Raw genomic sequence first — 19,051 nt, forward strand, 5'->3', positions numbered from 1 at the left:
TGGATTGCGTCGTCGCTGCGCTCCTCGCAAAGACGCAAAACAAAACGGAGGCCGTGAGGCCTCCGTTTTTATTTCGTAAGCTTGAACCCGAACCTTACCCCAGCCGTCCCGCCGCATGCGCGAGCAGGGTGTAGACGAGGCCGGTCTCCGAGGTCAGGTGGCCGCGCAGCGCCTGCGGACCGCGATCCTCCCGGGCAACTTCGTCGAGCAAGCGTTCGAACTCGGCGATGTAGCGGTCGACCGTCTGCTTGAAGGTACGGTCGGCGCGGTATTTGCGGGCGACCTCATCGAAAGCCTTCTGGCCGGCGGGCGTGTAGAGCCGTTTGGTGAAAGCCTTGCTCTCGCCGCGCTGATAGCGATCCCACATCTCGGCCGCGAGATTGCGATCCATCAGCCGGCCGATGTCGAGCGACAGCGATTCCAGCGGATTGGCCGGGCTTTGCTGCGCGCGCGGGCGGGGAGCCTCGCGACCGCTCGGACCACCGGCGTCGGTACGGCTGAGCAGGTCCGACAGCCAGCCGTCGCGACCGCCATCCTGGTTGCTCGCCGGGCTGACCGGCGGCGCTTCGGTGCGGCGCGTCGCCGGCATGCCGAGATCCGGCGGCGGCAGGTTCGACGCGCTGCCGGTGTCGCGCATGCGCACGTCATTGCGGGCGCCGCCAGCGGCTGCTGCCATCACGGGTTCTTCCTGGCGTTGCACGCTGGCGCGGCTCGTCGTCATGACGTCGAGGCCGCGGCCGTGATGGGCGACGATCCGGTTGAGTTCGGCCAGCGCCTCGATCTGGTCGACGATCACCTTGCGCATCTGCGCGGTGTTGTCGGCGGCCTCCTGCGGCATTTCGAGCACGCCGCGGCGCAGTTCGTTGCGGGTCGCCTCGAGCTCGTGATGCATCTCGGAGGCCATCTGCTTCATGGCCACCACCATGGCGCCGAACTTCTCGGTCGACTGCTTGAACATCGCGTCCGTTTCGGCGTTGCTCTGCTGGTACAGTTCGTTCATGGCGTCGATGGTCTGGTGCCGCTCGTTTTCGGCTGCGACACGGACCGCTTCGAACTGACGGCTGATCGCGGCAGAACCGGCGCCGGCGGTTTCCGCCACCACGCGGGCGATGTCGCGGGCGCGTTCCTCGGCGGCGGCAAGCGATTCATCCAGCAAGCCGGTGAAGCGCGACAGCCGCTGATCAAGGTCGGTGGTGCGCAGATCGATGGTGGTCACCAGCGATTCAAGTTGCGATTTGCGTTCGGCGACAGACGTCGTGGTGGTGCGGTTGGCCTGTTCGACCGCCGTGGCGGCATCGACCAGCGCCTTGCCGTGGATTTCGAACTCGCTCGACAGCGAGCCGAGATCCTCCAGCGCCTTCGAGGTCTTGGTGTTGAACGTGGTGAGCTGGTCTTCCAGCGTCTGGGTCGCAACGCCGTTGCGCGAGGTGACGTCGTTCATGGCGGACACGAAGTCGGCCACGCGGGTCACCAAGGCGCGCTCCAGCGAGTTGAGGTTGTCGTGAGCGCCGGTCAGCACTTCCTGCAACAAGATGTTGCCTTCACGCAGCCGCTCGAACAGCGCGACGGTGTCGGTGCGCAGGATCTTGCTGGTCTCCTGCATTTCGGTGACGGCCGCGATCGAAACCTGACGCGACTGGTCGATGGCCGAACGCGACGACTGCTCGAGATCCTTCAGCGACTTGGCCACCGCGCCGGTTGCCATATCGCCCGCGGAGGTGATCGTGCGGGCGACTTCCGAGCCATGGGTCGCCATCGATTGCGAGAACGCCTGGCCCCTTGTCTCGATCGACTTCAGCGAGTCGGCGGTGACGCGGTCGAGCTCGGTCGTGAGCTGGGTGGTCTTGGCGCTGAGCGCCTCGACCAGCGACCCTCGGCGGCTGTCCACGATCTGCGCCAGACGATCGGTCTGCTGCTGAACGTAGGTGACGATTTCGTCGGTCTTGCCGGTCATCGTCGAGCCGAAATTGCTGCTGGCCGACAGCACCGAGCGTTCGATGTCGGCCGAGGTCGTCTTGACCTTGGAGCTGACTTCGTTCGACGCGGCGACGAGTGCACTCTGTGCATTCTGCGCGCTGGCCTGGATCGCGTTCTGGGCAGTCTGCGCCGTGGTCTGGATGTTGTCGGTGGTGGCGGCGGTGACCGCTGCGAGCGAACGCTCGATGTCGCTGGCGATTGCCTTGATCTGGCTTGCGGCGTCGGCCGAGGTCGCGGCGAACGAGCTCTGCGCTTCGCGCGCGGTGCCGAGGATCGCGGCGGCGGTGCCGGCGCCGACCGCGCTCAGCGTGCGTTCGACATCGATGGCCAGCGACTTGACGTGGTCGGCGGCTTCCGTCGACGCGGTAGTGAGCGCGTTCTGCGCGTCACGGGCGCCCGATGTGATCGACTCGGCGGTGGCATTGCCAGCCATCGAGAGCGAACGTTGCATGTCGGCTGCGAGCGACGCGACCTTGGTCGCGACATCCGTTGATGCGGTGAGGAGGGTGTTCTGGGCTTCGCGTGCACCCGATGTGATGGCCTCGGCAGTGGCGGTGCCGGCGGCAGACAGCGAACGCTCGACGTCGGCCGTGAGCGACTTGACCTGGCTGGTTGCATCCGTGGAAACGGTGACGAGGGTGTTCTGGGCTTCGCGTGCACCTGACGTGATGGCCTCGGCGGTGGCGGTACCGGCGGCCGAGAGCGAGCGTTCGACGTCGGCAGCGAGCGACTTGACGTGGTTGGCCGCATCCGCGGACGCGTTGATGAGGGTGTTCTGGGCGTCGCGGGCACCGGCGGTAATAGATTCCGCGGTGGCGGTGCCGGCGATCGACAGCGAGCGCTGCACGTCGGCGGCGAGCGACTTGACCTGGTTCGCCGCATCCGTGGACGCGTTGACCAGCGTGCTCTGCGCCTCGCGGGCGCCGGCGGTAATCGATTCGGCGGTGGCGGTGCCGGCGATCGACAGCGAGCGCTGCACATCGGCGGCCAGCGACTTGACCTGGTTGGTGGCCTCCGTGGAGGCCGCGATCAAGGTGTTCTGGGCTTCGCGGGCGCCGGTCGTGACGGCTTCGGCAGTGGCGGATCCGGCGGCCGACAGGGCACGTTCGACGTCGGCTGCGAGCGACTTGACCTGGCTTGCCGCGTCCGCGGACGCCGTAACCAGCGTGGTCTGGGCCTCGCGGGCGCCGGAGAGTACCGACGCAGCGGTGGCGTTGCCGGCGGCCGAGAGCGTGCGCTCGACGTCGTCGGCCAGCAATTTGATCTGGGACGCCGCTTCGCTGGAAGCCGAGACCAGCGAGGTCTGGGCCTCGCGGGCGCTGGTGAGGATCGAGTTCGCGGCACCGGTGCCGACGGCGGTGAGGGAGCTTTCGACCTCGGCCGATGTCAGCCTCAGCTGGGCGCCGACATCGGACGAAACCGTGAGCAGCGCCTGCTGCGCGGTACGCGCGCCGGTCTGGATGGTTTCAGAGGTGTTGACCACGAGGTTGGTGAGCGAGCGCTCGGCGTCCTCGACGTGCGACCTGATGCCCGAGGACAACAGCTCGGCGCGCGCCATGAGGTCGTCGCTGGCCTGACGGCCGCTGCTTTCGATACGGCCGGCCACGGCTTCGACGCGCGAGCCGAGCAGATCCTCGAACTGGGCGACGCGCATGTCGATGTCGGTGGCGACGGCGCCGACCCGGGTTTCGATACCCTGGTGGATATCCTGGAACCGCGCCGCGATGGTGTCGATCAGATAGGCGCTGCGGCCGTCGATGGTCTGGGTCACGCTGGTGATGCGCTGGTCCACGGCTTCGACTGCCTGTGCGGTGCCAACCGTCAGCGACGTGGTGACGTTGCCGAGGCGCTGGTCGATGGCTTCGACGGCTTGCGCCGTGCCTGTTGTCAGCGACGTGGTGACGTTGCCGAGGCGCAGGTCGATGGCTTCGACCGCTTGCGCGGTGCCAACGGTCAGCGACGTGGTGACGTTGCCGAGGCGCTGGTCGATGGCTTCGACCGCTTGCGCAGCGCCAACGGTCAGCGAGGTGGTGACGTTGGTGAGGCGCTGGTCGATAGCTTCGACGGCTTGCGCGGCGCCGACCGTCAGCGACGTCGTCAGGTTGGTGAGGCGGGAGTCGATCGACTGGATGGCCTGCGTGGTGCCTCCGGTCAGCGACGAGGTGAGTTCGGTGAGACGCGAGTCGATCGAGTGGATTGCCTGCGCGGCACCATCGGTCAACGAGCTCGCCAGTGTGCCGAGGCGATCATCGATCGTCTCGGTGACGGACCTGGCGCGGGTGTCGAAGGTCTGTTCGAGCGCTTTCAGACGGCCGTCGACGGTCTCGTCGAACGACCGGATCTTGGTGTCGAGCGAGTTGTCGAGATGGTTGACGCGCGTGCTCAGCGTGGTTTCGAACTGCAGCAGGCGCTGATCGAGCGAGGCGGTGATCTCGCCGCTGTTGGAGATCAGGCGGGTGTCGAAAGTGTCGACATAGTTCTTCAGGCTCTCGGCGATGTCCTGCGTCCGCTGGCCCATGCGGTCGACGATCTCGCCGCCGAAGGTTTTGACGGTGCGGTCGAATTCGGAGATGTGACGGGTGATCAGGGCGCCGAGCGTGCCTGAGTCGCGGGCGAATTTCTCGACCAGTTCGCTGCCCTGGTTCTTCACCAGTTCGTCGAACGCGCTCATCTGCAGCGAGAGGCTGTCATGCGCGGTCTCGGTCTGGCTGACGACCTTGGCGACCAGCGAGTTCACGGTCACGTCGAGCGCGTCGCTGGCCTTGTCGCCGGAGGTCATGATGCGGGTCGCCAGGCGGTTGCCGGCCTCGTCGATCTTGCTGACGAGATCGCCGCTGCGCAGCTCGAGCTCGAGCAGCAGCGAGTCGCTGGAATTCTTCAGGGAGTCGTGGACCTGTTCGGTGCGGTCGGAAATGCCGTCGACGATGGTCGAGGAACGCTGCTCGAACTCGCCGGTGATGCGGTCGATGCGTTCGTTCAGCATCTCGTGGACGCGATCGGCCAGATCGACGAACTCGTCATGGACGTGGCCGGTCTTGAAGTTGAGGCTGGTGGTCAGCCGCTCCGAGGCGTCGAGCACGGCGCGCGTGGTCTCGGCGCTGGCTTCCTCGAGGCGGTCGAGCAGGTCGCCGCCGCGCTCGCCGAGCGCGAGGATCATGTTGTCGCCGGCATGGCTCAAGGCGGTGGTGATGTGGGCGCCGCGTTCTTCCAGCGCGCCGGTGATGCTTTTCGCGACTTCGTCGACGCGCGAGGCGATCGCGTCCGAGATCAGCGCGATGTCGTGGCGCAGGTCGATCTGCACGCCGGAAATGGCGCTGCGAACCTGCTCGGCCTGGCCGACCAGATTGTCGCGCTGATGGGCGATGTCCTGCAGCAACGCGCGGATGCGCACTTCGTTGTCGGAATAGGCACGCTCCAGCGCCGCGACTTCGTTGGCCACCAGCGTTTCCAGTTCGCCGGCGCGCGCGATCGCGCGTTCGACGCCGTCGCCCATCGCAGCGACTTCGCGGCGGATCGCCTGGCCGACCGTCACCATCGAGTCGGAGGCGGCACCTTCGGGCTCGGAGAAGCGGATCGCGACCTGCGCCATCGATTGCGCGATCATCCGCATTTCCTGGCCGCGCCAGGCAAGGCTGGCGAGGAAATAGAACAGCAGCACCGGCGCAAAGAACAGCGCGGCAAGGCCGCCCAGCACCAACACGCCGCCGCTCTGTCCCATTGCGGCCTGCAGCGAAGGCAGGAACGCGGCGGTCAGCAGTGCGCAGCCGACGATCCAGACGCCGGCGAACACGGTGGCAAGCGTATAGACGCCGCGGGCAGGACGGCCCTTCTGGATTGCCTGGAGAATTTGTCCGATGGTTTCGCGGTCGTCGTTGGCGGCGCGACGCGGGGCGCGCGGCTCTTCGATCGGATCGAAGACCTGGCGGTCGACGCCAGACCGCGTATCAACGCGCGTATCGAACGGGGTTTCGGAATAGGCCGGGGGCGTGGACGAAATGCTTGATGGCGAAAGGTCGTTGTTGCCGATCGAATTGCGATTGGGATCGACAGTGGTGTCACTGATGTTCAGCGCTTCCTGAATGGCGGAAAGCGCGACTTCGGTGGGATCTTTGACCTTCTTGGGATTGTTCGCCATGTTCAGTCGAGCCCTCTTACTTTTTACGCGTCCAGCTAGTCTTGCAAACGCCCCCGCAAGCCCAAACCGGATCTTTGCCCCACACGGACGCAGCCGCGCCCCGTCGGCGGCTTGTCCGCTACATCCGCAAACATCCTATTGGTTGAGTGATGCGAATGAAATGGCCGCGATTAAGACTTTCTTAATCATCGTTAACAGCTTTGTGGCTTAAGGCCTTACGGATACTCGAAATTCCCGTGGGAGACCGTCCTTTGCGGCAAGTCCTCGGCGAAAAGTAGGCAAAGTTGCGGCAATTCCGGTGAACGTTCCATTAACCAGTTTCGTGATTGGGTGGCCAAAACGGCCCTGCCTGGATCGGTCCGGCGGGGAGATGTGGGTCAGGCCATGCCGCTTCACCTTGAACGGATACAATGGATGCCATCGCCGCCGCTCGCTCCCGATGACGGTCCGATCGATTTCGAACACCTTAAGCGCATGACGCTTGACGATGCCGGCCTCGAACAGGAGGTGCTGGCGATGTTCGCGGCCCAGTCGGCCAAGCTGATGGCCATGCTTGCCACCGTGCCGGCAGATGCCGATGCGCTGGCCCATACGCTGAAGGGCTCGGCCCGCGCGATCGGCGCCTTCGGTGTGGCGGAAACCGCCGCCCGGCTGGAGGCGGTTCTTGCCGATGGCGCCGATCCGTCCCGCCTTGTTGCCGAACTCGACGAGGCCATTGCGCGGGCGCGGGCGGCGATCGAGGCGATTCTGCGCCGGTCCTGACGCGGGCCTGCGATCTGACGCCCGCCAAAACCCCGCCAAATTAGCCCCTTAGGTTTTCGTTCCGACCGCTGGCGCTGTGCGGATCGACCCGTTATAGGACTGCCGGGGACCCTCCTACCGTATACCGGCAGCACGAGCGATCATGGCCAAAATCCACTTTGTCGACCATTCCGGCGAAAAACGAACCATTGAAGTCGAAAACGGCGCGACCGTGATGGAAGCCGCGATCCGCAACGCCATTCCGGGCATCGAAGCCGAATGCGGCGGGGCCTGCGCCTGCGCGACCTGCCACGTCTATGTCGAGGAAGAATGGCGCGAGAAGGTCGGCTCGCCCACGCCGATGGAAGAGGACATGCTGGATTTCGGCTTCGACGTACGGCCGAATTCGCGCCTGTCGTGCCAGATCAAGGTCTCCGACGAACTCGACGGCCTCGTGGTCTCGACGCCGGAACGGCAGGCGTAGAACCTCGTCCGGCTCCGCCGGATGGTTCAGCGTGCTCCGGCGCGCTCCCTTTCGACCAGGTCCTCATCGACCGCATAAACCGCGCAGTCGGCGGCAGCCTTTGCGCATGCGGCAAGGGCCGCGTCCTGCGCCGCGACGGCGGACCGCTGCCCGGCACGGTAGCCAAAGCCGCCGGTCGGGGACACCGCAAATGCCTTGTGAGGGCTCGCGGACAAATAATCTGCAAAGGCTGAGCGGCCTTTTTCACCCAACCGGGGCGGCGGCGAAAGCGCTGCCGGAAGCGGTGCTGCGGCCAGTTCCCGCGTTCCCAGATTCTGCTCGTGCAGGAAGCGATCGACCATCGGGGTCCATAGCGCAATGCCCCTCGAGAACAGCGTGTGGCCGTCGTCGCGGAACGCTGGGGCGTCGATCAATTCAGCGCGGCCGCCGGCGCCGGTGAACGCCGCGTGCATCCGGTGCGCGAGGTCGGGGCGAAAGAACTTGTCGTTTTCCGCATAGATCCACAGCGTCGGAATTCGCGACGTCCGGCCGAGCGCCGCAAATGCCCGGACCAGTGCCGCCTCGTCGCAGACATCGTCATCGGCACGTGAACCGCGCCCGCCGGCGAAGCTGATCGCGGCGACGAGTCCGGGCGGCGCAGTGGCGGCGAGCGCGATGCTGGCAAAGCCGCCCGCCGAGGAGCCGACCGCGATCATGCCGCTCGTGGAAACGTCGGTGCGGTCCTGCATGGCCCGGATCGCGGCGGCCAAATCTTCGGCAGACGCCCGGGCCGATCGCAAATAATCACGATTGGCGCAGCGACCATTGCTCTCGGCATATCGGCCGCCGGACTCGCCATAGCCTCGCCGCATCACGACCAGCGCTGCGAAACCGCGCCGCGCGAATTCGATCGCCTGCCGGTACATGCCATACGGCGACATGTCGGCTCGCGCGGTGTGATCGCGCGGTGCGCCGTGGCTGATCAGCGCCAGTGGATAGCGTCCGCTGCCCGAGGGCCGCACCAGCATTGCCTCAAGGCCCACCGTTTCCGCAGCCGCCATCGGAATGCGCAAATCCTCGCGATGGTATCCATCGGCCGCGGCGGGCTTTATCGTCGCGGAGACGATCAACACCGCCAGCAGCGCGGCGTGCATTATCGTCCGTCCATTCCGCGCCGCAGCCAGCGCTGGAAGTTTCCGATGATCTCCTCGGTCAGCGGTGTCGGCTTTCGTGTCGCCTCATTGAGCAGCACCGATACCGATTGCGCCGAGGCGACGCATGTGCCTTCGGAGAACACCACCTGATCGAAGGTCACGGAGGTGCGGCCGAATTTCACGACCCCGAGCCCCATCTCGATGGTGCCCGGCCAGCGCAGCTCGGCGCGAAAATGGATGTCGAGCCGGACCATGATCCAGCTGACGCCGTCCGGCATCAGCCCATAGCTGCGGTCCTTCATCAGCGTGACGCGGCCGGTTTCGAAATAGGTCGCATAAACCGCGTTGTTGACGTGCTGGTTGGGGTCGAGGTCGGCGAAACGCACATTGTCGGTCAGCCGGTAGGGGAAATCCTCCAGGCGCGGCGTTGAATCGAGGCGGGCAGGGGCGTTCACGGGGCGGTCTCCGAACGTTTCACGTTGTTACAGCCCAGTTATCCTGCTCCGGCAAGGGGTTGAGGCGAAGGCCACCTGCCATATTATGGCTTTCCTGTTCCACCGGCGTTGGCTAGACAGACGCTGCCCCAGAAGCGCCGCCCAGGCCATCGGCGCGGTCCAACCGAAAAGAAGCTGAGATGAGCGAAGCGATCAAAACCGATGTGCTGATTATTGGTGCAGGTCCTTGCGGACTGTTCGCCGTGTTCGAACTGGGCCTCCTCGATATGAAGACGCATCTGGTCGACATCCTCGACAAGATCGGCGGCCAGTGCGCCGAGCTCTATCCGGAAAAACCGATCTACGACATTCCCGGCATTCCCTTTGTCACCGGCCAGGGCCTCACCGACGCGCTGCTGGAGCAGATCAAGCCGTTCAATCCGACCTTTCACCTCAACGAGATGGTGGAGACGATCGAGAAGATCGGCGATCCTCTCTTTCGCGTCACCACCGACGCCGGCCAGGTGTTCGAATGCAAGGTGGTCGTGATCTCCGCGGGCGGCGGCTCGTTCCAGCCCAAGCGCCCGCCGGTGCCGGGCATCGAGGCCTATGAGGGCACCTCGGTGTTCTACGCGGTGCGCAAGATGGAGCAGTTCCGCGACAAGAATATCCTGATTGTCGGCGGCGGCGATTCCGCACTCGACTGGACGCTCAATCTGCACCCCATTGCCAAGCACGTGACGCTGCTGCACCGGCGCGATGATTTCCGCGCCGCTCCACACAGCGTCGAACAGATGCGTGCACTGGTGGCTTCCGGAAAAATGGACCTGAAGATCGGTCAGGTCACCTCGCTTGAAGGCGAGGGCGGCAAGCTCTCGGGCGCCATGATGAAAGGCAACGACAACGCGGTCTCGAAGGTCGAGTGCGATACCATGCTGCCGTTCTTCGGGCTGACCATGAAGCTCGGACCGGTTGCGAACTGGGGCGTTGCGCTCGAGAACAATCTGGTGCCGGTCGAAACCGCCGCCTTCGAAACCAATGTGTCAGGCATATTTGCGATCGGCGACATCAATACCTATCCGGGCAAGCTGAAGCTGATCCTGAGCGGATTCCACGAGGGCGCGCTGATGGCGCAGAAGGCGCATCGCTACGTCTATCCGGACAAGCGCCTCGTCTTCCAGTACACGACCTCGTCATCGAGCCTGCAGAAGAAGCTCGGCGTCAACTGACAGCCGGCGCATCTAACGAAAGTATTTGACTAAGAGTTCGACTGACGTTCTTTTTACAGCAGCGCCCCTGAGCTGTCCCATTCGGAGAGCACCGTGAAACGTTGGTCGAACCGAGTGAGGCGGTGCGCGGTCATCTTGTTTTTGTGCTCCCTGCTGCCGGCGGGTAGCGCCGTCGGTAGCGAGAGTTCGGACGACACCATCAAGGTCGGCGTCCTGCATTCGCTCTCCGGCACCATGGCCATCAGTGAAACCACGCTGAAGGACACCGTCCTCTTCCTGGTCGACGAGCAGAACAAGAAGGGCGGCTTACTCGGCAGGAAGCTTGAGGCGGTCGTGGTCGACCCGGCGTCGAACTGGCCGCTGTTCGCGGAAAAGGCCCGCGAGCTGATCACCAAGGACAAGGTCTCTGTCGTATTCGGCTGCTGGACCTCGGTGTCGCGCAAGTCGGTGCTCCCGGTGTTCAAGGAGCTGAACTCGATCCTGTTCTACCCCGTGCAGTACGAGGGAGAAGAGAGCGAGCGCAACGTGTTCTACACCGGGGCGGCGCCGAACCAGCAGGCGATCCCCGCGGTCGACTATCTGATGAAGTACGAGAAGGTGCAGCGCTGGGTGCTGGCCGGCACCGACTACGTCTATCCGCGCACCACCAACAGGATCCTCGAAGCCTACTTGAAGTCGAAAGGCGTTGCGCAGGAAGATATCATGATCAATTACACGCCGTTCGGTCATTCGAACTGGCGGACGATCGTGGCCGACATCAAGAAGTTCGGCTCGGCCGGCAAGAAGACCGCCGTCGTTTCCACCATCAACGGCGACGCCAACGTTCCCTTCTACAAGGAACTCGGCAACCAGGGCATCAAGGCGAGCGACATTCCGGTTGTCGCGTTCTCGGTCGGCGAAGAAGAACTCGCCGGCATCGACACCAGGCCACTGCTCGGTCATCTGGCCGCCTGGAACTACTTCCAGTCGATCAAGGATCCGGCCAACGAGAAGTTCATCAAGGCCTGGCAGGCCTATACCAAGAATCCGAAGCGCGACACCAACGATCCGATGGAAGCCACCTATATCGGCTTCAACATGTGGGTGAAGGCGGTTGAGAAGGTGAAGTCGACCGATCCGGACAAGGTGATCGACGCGCTGCCGGGCATCGAAACTCCAAATCTGACCGGCGGCATCGCGAAGATGCTTCCGAACCATCACATCACCAAGCCGGTGTTCATTGGTGAAGTCAAAATCAATGGTCAGTTCGACGTGGTGTGGAAGGCCCCGGGCCTGGTGGCCGGCGATGCGTGGTCGAACGAACTCGAGGGCTCCAGGGACCTGATCGGCGACTGGGTTGGCAGGAAGTGCGGCAACTACAACACCAAGACCAACAAGTGCGGAGGCCATTGAAGCCGGTTTGCGTATCGAGCCGGTTCCTGGCTCTTGCTGGCGATGATTCCAACGAAAATATGACCGAATGGCCGCGGCTCGTTCGCCGCGGTCTCGCGTTCGTCCGTCCAGGCACTGGAACCGTCCGCGAAATGGCCTTAGTCTGCGGCCATTCATTTTGTGAATAAGTCAGGTGATGACGATGCGAAATGCGCTTTCCTTGATTCGACTGATATTGCCGATCGTGATGGGCTTTGCGTTCGTTTGCGAACTTGCTGCGCAAACGGCGGAGCCGTCAGCCGCCGGGCTGTGGCAAAAGGTCGAGAAGGGCAAGCCGGTCGGATGGTTTCTGGTGGTCGATCGCGACGGCCTCTATGAAGGCGCGTTTGCCAAGCTTTTTCCTGAGCCAGGCGATGCTCCCAATCCGGTCTGCTCAAAATGCACCGACGATCGAAAAGATCAGCCGTGGCTCGGGCTCTCGTTCATTCGCGACATGAAACGCGACGGACTGAAATACGAGAACGGCAATGTGCTCGATCCGCGCGACGGCAAGATCTACAAAGCCAAGATGACGCTCAGTCCCGACGGACAGACGTTGACCATGCGCGGCTATCTCGGCTTCTCGTTATTGGGCAGGGACGAGGTCTGGACCCGGCTGCCGGATACTTCGATAGCAACGCTCGACCCCGCCATCATCGCGAAATACCTGCCGGCACAGGCGGCGGCGATGAAGCAGCCTGCTCCGAAAGCGCCCGCCCCAAAGAAGGCGACGACGCCGGCGCTCGCGCCGCCACCGGGAGCGCCGGCCCCCGCGCGTTAGAGCGTTTTCCAGCGAAGTAGACACCGGTTCGCGTGAAGAAAACGCGTCAAAACAAGAATCTAAAGCTCCGTTCCGATTCCATCGGAACGGAAAAGGCTGTAGCGGTGGCCGTTCGGCCAAAGGGCTTCAAATCTCCGACTTCAGGTCGGCGAAAGCCTCTTTGAGGTAAGCGGCGATAGGTCGCTTTCCCTCCTCGCGGTTCCAGTTATCGATCGCGAGACGCAGGGCTCCGATCGACATCATCGCGACGACGCGGAGCGCAGGCTGCCGCTTGGGCTGCGGCCACATCTGGCAGAGCGCGTCGAATACCGCTTGTTCCTTCTCTACATATTTCGCCTGGTGTCGGATGCGAAGCGACTCGTTCGCGCACATCAGGCGTTCGATCACCCTGGTTTGCTTGTAATCGGCCTGAAAGCGCAACGTCAGCTCCAATAAGGCGCTCTTCACGGCGTTGAGGGGGGACTGTTTGGTCGATTGCTCCAGCAAGGCGGCTCGCAGGGTCTCGTTGAAACCGCCGTCCTGCCACGCCAGCAGAATCTCTTCCTTGGACTTGAAGTAGTAGAAGAACGTTCGCCGCGAGATCCCCGCGGCCTCCGCGATCGCATCGAGCGTGGTGGCCTCGTAGCCGTTGGTCAGAAACAGTTTCAGGCCTTGCTCGGCGATGCGATGCAGCGTCTCGCGCCGCTTCCGCTCGCGCAGGCCTTCCTCCTTGGGGGACGCATTCTCCATGGCGTCTTGTGGCACGAATATATTTCCTTGCAAAATTACACTAAGTGCAATTACAATATTACACCCAGTGCGAATTGTGTTCAAGGTGAGGCAAGCATGGACAGCAGGATTGGCGGCGGTGCATCGTTGCGGCGTGTTCAGTCCGCTGCAGTCGGTCAGGACGGTACAACCGGGACTGCCTCGCGGTCCCGACGGTCCGGCGAAGACGTGCCGGCCACCATCACGCGACGGGGCCTCAGCGCCATGCTGCTCGCCGTCGCCATCACGGCTGCCGTTCCGACCAATCCCGCAGCAGCGGAGGCCGTGGCGCCCGCTTTTCGCGTCGTTGATTTCGAGTGGGTCGACCCGACGCGTTCGCGGACCATTCCCGCGCGCCTGCACTGGCCCGCGAATATCGCGCCGGGAGCGCGCGTGCCGCTCATTGTGTTCTCCCACGGGATGGGCGGCTCCCGCCGGGGATATAGCTATCTCGGCAAGTATTGGGCCGCGCGCGGCGTTGCCAGCCTGCATGTTCAGCACGCGGGCAGCGACTCGTCGCTCTGGGTCGGTAATCCCCTTACCGTCGTCGACCGTTTGCAGCGAGCGGCTCACGAGAGCGAGGCGCTTGCCCGGGTCTGGGATTTGCGCTTCGCGCTCGACCGCGTGCTGCTCGGCGGCGTCGGCCCCTACGGAGCCCAGATCGACCGTCGGCGCATCGTGGCGGCTGGTCATTCGTATGGTGCGAACACGGCGCTTCTTGCCGTCGGCGCGCGCGTGCTGCGCGAAGGGCAGTGGGTCGAGGCCCGCGACCCGCGCTTTGCCGCGGCGATCGTGATCTCTGCACCGCCGTTCTACGGTGAAACCGATCTGGCTCCGGTGCTGAGCAAAATCACGGTTCCCACTCTGCATGTGACCGCCACCAATGATGTCATCCAAATTCCCGGGTATTACTCGCCCGCAGCCGACCGGCTCGCCGTCTTCGACGCAATGGCCGCACCGCGCAAGCTGCTCGCCGTATTCGAAGGGGGCTCGCACAGCATATTTACAGATCGCGCGTTCACGGGCGGTCCGGCCCTCAACCCGAAAGTGAAGGCCGCCACGGCAGAGCTCACGCTGGCTTTTCTCGATATGGCCTTCGACGGCAACGGTACGGCGCTGACGCGTTGGAATGCGACATGGCAACCTATTCTGGCGTCCGCGCCCGGGTCAGCGCTTTCGCCGGCTCTGAGCGCCCGTTCCCGCCGGGTGGTGCAGGGTTCAGCGATCGGCTTGCCGGTTACGCCATGAGGTGGATCGTCGTCGCGGCGTTGGGCTGGATGGCCGGGGGCTGCTCGGCCGTACAACTGGAGCGGTCCGGCTCGTTGGCGTCCTACGACAATCTGACCCCGTCCGACGGGCTTCTGACCAAGTCGCAGGTTCGGGTCAGCAAGGCCGAGATTCTCGCAGCAAAGACCCTGCGGATCGAGCCAACCGCCCTCACGGCAGCCGCCGCGCGCGTGCCCTTCTCGGACGAGCAGCGCAGGCTGATCAAGAATACGGTCAGCAGAGCCATGTGCCTTGCTCTGAGCGAGCGCTTCCGCGTCGTCGCCCCGACGGAGACGGCGGATTTGAGTGTCCGTGCGGTGATCATCCACGTGGCGCCGACCGATGCGACGGCCGCCGGCGTCTCCAAGGTCGCGAGCGTCGTGCCGTCGATCGTTGCCCCTGGTTTACCGATCCCCGTCCCGCGGCTTCCGATCGGGCTCGGGAGCCTCGCCGTGGAGGCCGAGGCCCGTGATCGTAATGGAAGCCAAAAAGCCGCCATGATCTGGGCGCGTGGCGCGAATTCCTTTACCAGCGCGCCACGCGTGTCGAGCGACGGGGACGCCTACGATCTCGCTTCTGCCTTCGGAGACGATTTCGGGAAATTGCTGGTCACGGCCGAGAGTCCGTTCGGAAAAATTTCGTCACCGCCATCGATCGCCAGATTGCAGGCCTCCCTCGGCGGAGCGCCGAAGGAGGTGGCTTGTGAAGCATTCGGGCGAGCGCCGGGACTGGTTGGCATGATCGGCGAGAGGATTGGACTGCCACCGGATTGGACCGACCGAGGTACGCCAGCAAACGAGATCCACCCTGAACCTGCTCCGCGTGTCGACACGAAGGCAGTTTCCGCGCTCGAACGCTAACGCGTCCCCGGAAATCCCGGGATCGGCAATCCCGGGATCGGCGATACCGGCTGCGAAATCACTTCAGGTACGGCGGCATCCAGTTGCAGCACGGCAGCCGCGGCCGGCAGTGCCGCGTCCGCCATGGCGGCGTGGCCTTCGGCGGTGGGATGCACGGCGCCGCCATACACCGCCGACAGGACCCCCCAGGTCGCGTCGTGGATGTCGGCGGGCTGCTGCGACGACGGCAAGCCCTGCGGATAGGTCATTGCCGCAAAGTAGCTGTCATTGGCGTCGCGGATCCAGCGCGCGCGCGGCAGATAGGCGCGATATTCCGCGGCGCTGCGGCCGCACAGCATCGGCTGGCTGGCGGCGGTGACGATATCAGGATCGAAGCTCTCGCCGCGGGCCGAGAAACATTGGCGATCGAATTCGGGATCGCTCTCCGCACGCGCGCAGAAACCGTGGTTCGCAAACGTCGCCTGATGCGCATCGACAAAGGTCATGCGGTCGGCGCGCGGGTTGCGGCACAGGATGCCGGATTGGCACAGCGCGAGCGCCTTGAGCTGCGGCAGGAATTCGCCCTCGACAAAGTTCGAGACCGCGGCGAGCCGCTGCGGCTCGGCGTTGAACGAGGGATGAATATCAAAGCCCGCCCGTCCGCCGGGGCAGGGTGCGCCGTTATTGGCCAGCGTCGGGTTGGCGTAGGAGGTGTAGACCACGCGGGACATGTCGCCGACCAGCGGCTTTAACGCCTCACGCAGCTTGGCGAATCCTTGCGGCAGGTCGCGCATCAGCGCGCCCCTTGCATCGTCCACCGACGCCAGCACGCCGCTGCGCCGGAACAGGGCGCGCTCCGTTGCCGTGTCCACGATCACGTCGGCGACAAGCCCCGAAAAATAAATGTCGTTGGCGCCGATCGACAGCAGCACCAGATCGAGCTTGCGGTCGGGCTGCCGGCTTTTGGCCGCCGTAACGGCTTCGCGCAATTCGGAGAGCTGGGCATTGACCGTGCCCCGGCAGCTGCCGGATTTCGACGGCGGGCAGTCACGGGCGCGCTGCGAGCCGAACAGGCCGTCGGCGATGGTGGCGCCGGTGCAGGCCAGCGGCAGATACGTCACCGCAATATGCGGATATTGTACGGCGAGCGCCAATGCGGTCCGCGTCTGGTAGCTGTAGAGCGAGCGGTGGCAGGCTGCATTGAGCCAGAGCGCGCTCTGCCGCTGCCAAACGGCCATCGTATCCGGCGCTTCACAGGCCCGTCCGCCTTTATAGCCGGCGCGGCTTGGACGGTAATATTGCGAGGCGGCCGTTCCCAGATAGGAGCGGAAACAAAAGCCTTCATCGGACAGCGCGATAGGCCGGTCCGGATTTCCCTCGCCGGAAGCGATGCTGTCGCCGAGGCCGGCGATGAAGATGTCGCGCACCGAGATCTCGGTGGCGACGCGCTGGCCGCCGTCCGAGCCGGCGGAGACGTCGACGCTGGCAACGGTGGTACGTCCATAGCGGACCCGGAAATTGACCGGCTCGGCGCAGTCGAAGGTGGATCCTTGCGGTCCGTCGCCATCGTCAAACGACCAGGCGCAGGTGGCGCCAACCGGAACCTGTCCCGTCAGGCGGACGGTGATGGGATGATCGATCGGGGTCAGATAGCTTTCCTTGACGTTATCGCGCGTGCAGGGCTCGCTGACGCGGCCGGCAAGATCGATGCAAAGCCGGTTCACGGTGTTTCGTGCCCAGCCGCGGCCGTCGCTTTGCAATCCCAGCGCCTGTTCGGCGGCCAGAACGCTGCGGCCGCGGCCACTTTCGGAATGCAGCTGAAAATCCCGTTCTTCCCGGAACAGGCGGAAGCGGTTGCGGACCTCCCACGAAATCTGCATGGCGCCTTGGGCGATCTGCGCTTCCGCAGGGGGAGGCGAGAGCGCCGCCAGCGCGCCGGCGAGCAGCGCGACTGATGTTATCGATCGAGGTAAAATTCCGGCCATGGCGCGTTTGACGTTAGCGGTAAGGCAGAAATAAGAGAATGAGGCAGCGCTAGCCCAAAAGTCCGGATAACGACAATAATTTTGCCGTTACCGGACACGCCGAGCTGGAACCACCGGGGCCAAGCGGCTGCTAGGACTGGCGGCTCTTGATCGGCTGCCGCACCCGGGCCGAGGCGGTGCAGGCTTCTGCGAGCCGTCGGCGTTCGTACCAAGGCTGCAACACACTGAGCCAGAGTTCGCGCACACCCATGATCGAGATCGAGATCGCGAACGGAAGCAGGAAATACAGGATCCGGAATACCACGAGCGTCGCCAGCAATTGTTCCTTGCCGAACTGGGGCAGCGCTACCAGCATCGCGGCGTCGAACACGCCGATGCTGCCCGGCGCATGGCTGGCGAAGCCGAGAAGTGTTGCGAGGATGAAGACCACCGCCAGCGAAACGAAATCGATATGGGGCTGCGTCGGCATCAACAGATACATCGCCAGCGCGCAAAATCCGAGATCGATCACGCCGATCGCGACCTGCAGCAGCGTCAGCCGCGCCGAGGGCAGCACCACCTTCCAGCCGTTCTGGCCGAGTTCGCGGCGGCTGTCTCCGGTGATCAGCCAGAGGAAATAGGCCGCGATGCCGGCGAGGCAGCCGAGTGCGATCAGCCGGTTCACCGATGGCGGCAGCAGGTCCATGGCCGTCGCCGCTTCGGGATGCCAGGCCATGCCCATGCCGAGCACGAACAGGTTGCCGAGCCAGAAGGTCAGGCCCGAGAGGAAACAGATTTTGGCGACATCGATCGCGCTCAGGCCGTAGTCGGAATAGATCCGGAAACGGATCGCGCCGCCGGTAAAAACGGTGGCGCCGATGTTGTGGCCGATGGTGTAGCTGGTGAAACTCGACAGCGCAGCGATGCGATAGGGGACGTGCGTCTTGCCGATGGTTCGCAGCGCAAAGAAATCATAGAAGGTCAGCGTGCAAAACGCGCCTACCACGCACAGTGCAGCCAGCGCGATGCGATGCGGCGCGATTTCCGTCAGCGCGGTCAGGATGATCGCGGTGTCGACCCCCTTCAGGGTGTTAACCAGATGGGTGACCGCAAGAATGATGATGAGGAGACTCGCAGCGATCCCTAGCCGTTTCCAGCCGATCTTCTCCTTGAAGCCACGCCCAAGCGTGGTCAGCAGCCGATGCATTCATCCTCCCGGCGGGATGGCAAAAGAAAACCTGTCAAACGAGGCGACAGGGACGGTCAGACGCACCGTGCGCGAAGACACATAAGCCAAAATCGAACCGTTGTGCAGCCCTTGACAAGCCTAGCATCTGCGTTCGTTCGGCAACCCTGTCATACGTCCTACATATCCGGCCGCGTTAACGATTGTGAGTCGCGGCCAGGCGTGTTCCCAACGCTCTCTTGCAAGCGCCGTTCCGCTGGTACCGGGGCCGCCTCGCGTAGATCGGCTTGAGAGGGACCGCGGTTTCGCATTCCCAGGCCGGGGGACGGTTATTCGGAGGCATCACGACCATGAACGGCTTGTTCATCCCAAATTGCGGACATCTAATATTACGCTGAGAGACAACTCGTGAAAGCGTCGCCGCCGAAGACGCCCGAGAAGGCGGCCGAAAAGCAGCTTAAACGGGGCTTTTTCTGTCATCTCGACGAAACGGACGCATGCCCGGAAAGGTGCTTCCGCTGCGGGGACCGGTGGGCAAGGCGGTCAATGGCCCGTCGATCGACGCCATCATCCAGAAGGCCGACCAAGTCGTGGACGAGGTCGCGGCCGTGCTGGATGCAACCGCTCAGCAATGTCGCCTGCGCCGCTGCGCTTGACGAGATCTCGCTGTGACCGTCCGGGCGGAAGCTGCCGCGCGACCATACGCTGGCGGAGCCCACGGTTGG

14 protein-coding genes are annotated in these 19,051 nt (G+C 64.1%); 8 read left to right on the plus strand and 6 right to left on the minus strand.

Translation table 11 applies throughout. From position 1 onward, the window contains the following. Positions 1-94: 94 nt before the first annotated feature. Positions 95-6,112, minus strand: a complete 6,018-nt coding sequence (locus tag JQ609_RS20770; protein ID WP_212274777.1) for a negative regulator of septation ring formation — start codon at positions 6,110-6,112, stop codon at positions 95-97. A 384-nt stretch (positions 6,113-6,496) separates the two neighbouring features. Here JQ609_RS20770 and JQ609_RS20775 point away from each other — a divergent pair, with 384 nt between their 5' ends. Both JQ609_RS20775 and JQ609_RS20780 read left to right on the plus strand, forming a co-directional pair. Further along, entirely contained in the window at positions 6,497-6,874 is a 378-nt protein-coding gene (locus tag JQ609_RS20775; protein ID WP_212214294.1) for an Hpt domain-containing protein, read from the plus strand. Positions 6,875-7,016: 142 nt separating this feature from the next. Next, entirely contained in the window at positions 7,017-7,337 is a 321-nt protein-coding gene (locus tag JQ609_RS20780) for a 2Fe-2S iron-sulfur cluster-binding protein (protein ID WP_192737738.1), read from the plus strand. Positions 7,338-7,363: 26 nt separating this feature from the next. Here the strand turns inward: JQ609_RS20780 and JQ609_RS20785 are convergent, their stop codons facing one another. Both JQ609_RS20785 and JQ609_RS20790 read right to left on the minus strand, forming a co-directional pair. Further along, positions 7,364-8,470 carry a S9 family peptidase gene (locus JQ609_RS20785; protein ID WP_212274778.1) on the minus strand — a complete coding sequence of 369 codons (1,107 nt, stop codon included), beginning with the start codon at positions 8,468-8,470 and terminating at the stop codon, positions 7,364-7,366. Beyond that, positions 8,470-8,925: a thioesterase family protein gene (locus JQ609_RS20790; RefSeq protein ID WP_212214287.1), complete on the minus strand. Its 456-nt coding sequence runs from the start codon at positions 8,923-8,925 to the stop codon at positions 8,470-8,472. Before JQ609_RS20790 ends, JQ609_RS20785 begins: the two co-directional genes overlap by 1 nt. A 179-nt stretch (positions 8,926-9,104) precedes the next feature. Here JQ609_RS20790 and JQ609_RS20795 point away from each other — a divergent pair, with 179 nt between their 5' ends. The 3 genes from JQ609_RS20795 (at position 9,105) to JQ609_RS20805 (ending at position 12,324) form a co-directional block, all read left to right on the plus strand. Next, positions 9,105-10,133, plus strand: coding sequence for an NAD(P)/FAD-dependent oxidoreductase (locus JQ609_RS20795; RefSeq protein ID WP_212214284.1), 1,029 nt, complete (start codon positions 9,105-9,107; stop codon positions 10,131-10,133). A gap of 135 nt (positions 10,134-10,268) precedes the next feature. Then, positions 10,269-11,525, plus strand: a complete 1,257-nt coding sequence (gene urtA / locus JQ609_RS20800) for an urea ABC transporter substrate-binding protein (protein ID WP_249128234.1) — start codon at positions 10,269-10,271, stop codon at positions 11,523-11,525. Between the two features lie 181 nt (positions 11,526-11,706). Then, positions 11,707-12,324, plus strand: coding sequence for a DUF2147 domain-containing protein (locus JQ609_RS20805; RefSeq protein WP_409363441.1), 618 nt, complete (start codon positions 11,707-11,709; stop codon positions 12,322-12,324). Positions 12,325-12,450: 126 nt separating this feature from the next. On the opposite strand, the gene JQ609_RS20810 is transcribed toward JQ609_RS20805, so the two are convergent. After that, positions 12,451-13,068: a helix-turn-helix domain-containing protein gene (locus JQ609_RS20810; protein WP_312014879.1), complete on the minus strand. Its 618-nt coding sequence runs from the start codon at positions 13,066-13,068 to the stop codon at positions 12,451-12,453. Positions 13,069-13,296: 228 nt separating this feature from the next. Here JQ609_RS20810 and JQ609_RS20815 point away from each other — a divergent pair, with 228 nt between their 5' ends. Beyond that, positions 13,297-14,319 carry an acetylhydrolase gene (locus JQ609_RS20815; RefSeq protein ID WP_212274779.1) on the plus strand — a complete coding sequence of 341 codons (1,023 nt, stop codon included), beginning with the start codon at positions 13,297-13,299 and terminating at the stop codon, positions 14,317-14,319. Continuing rightward, the gene (locus tag JQ609_RS20820) at positions 14,316-15,197 is read left to right on the plus strand and encodes a DUF3313 domain-containing protein (RefSeq protein WP_212274780.1); all 882 of its coding nucleotides are present in this window, start codon (positions 14,316-14,318) and stop codon (positions 15,195-15,197) included. Before JQ609_RS20815 ends, JQ609_RS20820 begins: the two co-directional genes overlap by 4 nt. On the opposite strand, the gene JQ609_RS20825 is transcribed toward JQ609_RS20820, so the two are convergent. Together JQ609_RS20825 and JQ609_RS20830 are read right to left on the minus strand one after the other, a co-directional pair. After that, on the minus strand, positions 15,194-17,161 hold the full coding sequence (locus JQ609_RS20825; protein WP_212274781.1) for a hypothetical protein: 1,968 nt from the start codon (positions 17,159-17,161) through the stop codon (positions 15,194-15,196). The two genes, JQ609_RS20820 and JQ609_RS20825, sit on opposite strands and share 4 nt — an antisense overlap. A gap of 130 nt (positions 17,162-17,291) precedes the next feature. Then, entirely contained in the window at positions 17,292-18,347 is a 1,056-nt protein-coding gene (locus tag JQ609_RS20830) for a YbhN family protein (RefSeq protein WP_212274782.1), read from the minus strand. A gap of 476 nt (positions 18,348-18,823) precedes the next feature. On the opposite strand from JQ609_RS20830, the gene JQ609_RS20835 reads away from it, so the two are divergent. After that, entirely contained in the window at positions 18,824-18,982 is a 159-nt protein-coding gene (locus tag JQ609_RS20835) for a hypothetical protein (RefSeq protein WP_212214268.1), read from the plus strand. The last annotated feature ends 69 nt before the right edge of the window (positions 18,983-19,051 follow it).

The sequence above is a fragment of the Bradyrhizobium sp. AUGA SZCCT0169 genome, from assembly GCF_018130085.1.
GTDB lineage: Bacteria > Pseudomonadota > Alphaproteobacteria > Rhizobiales > Xanthobacteraceae > Bradyrhizobium.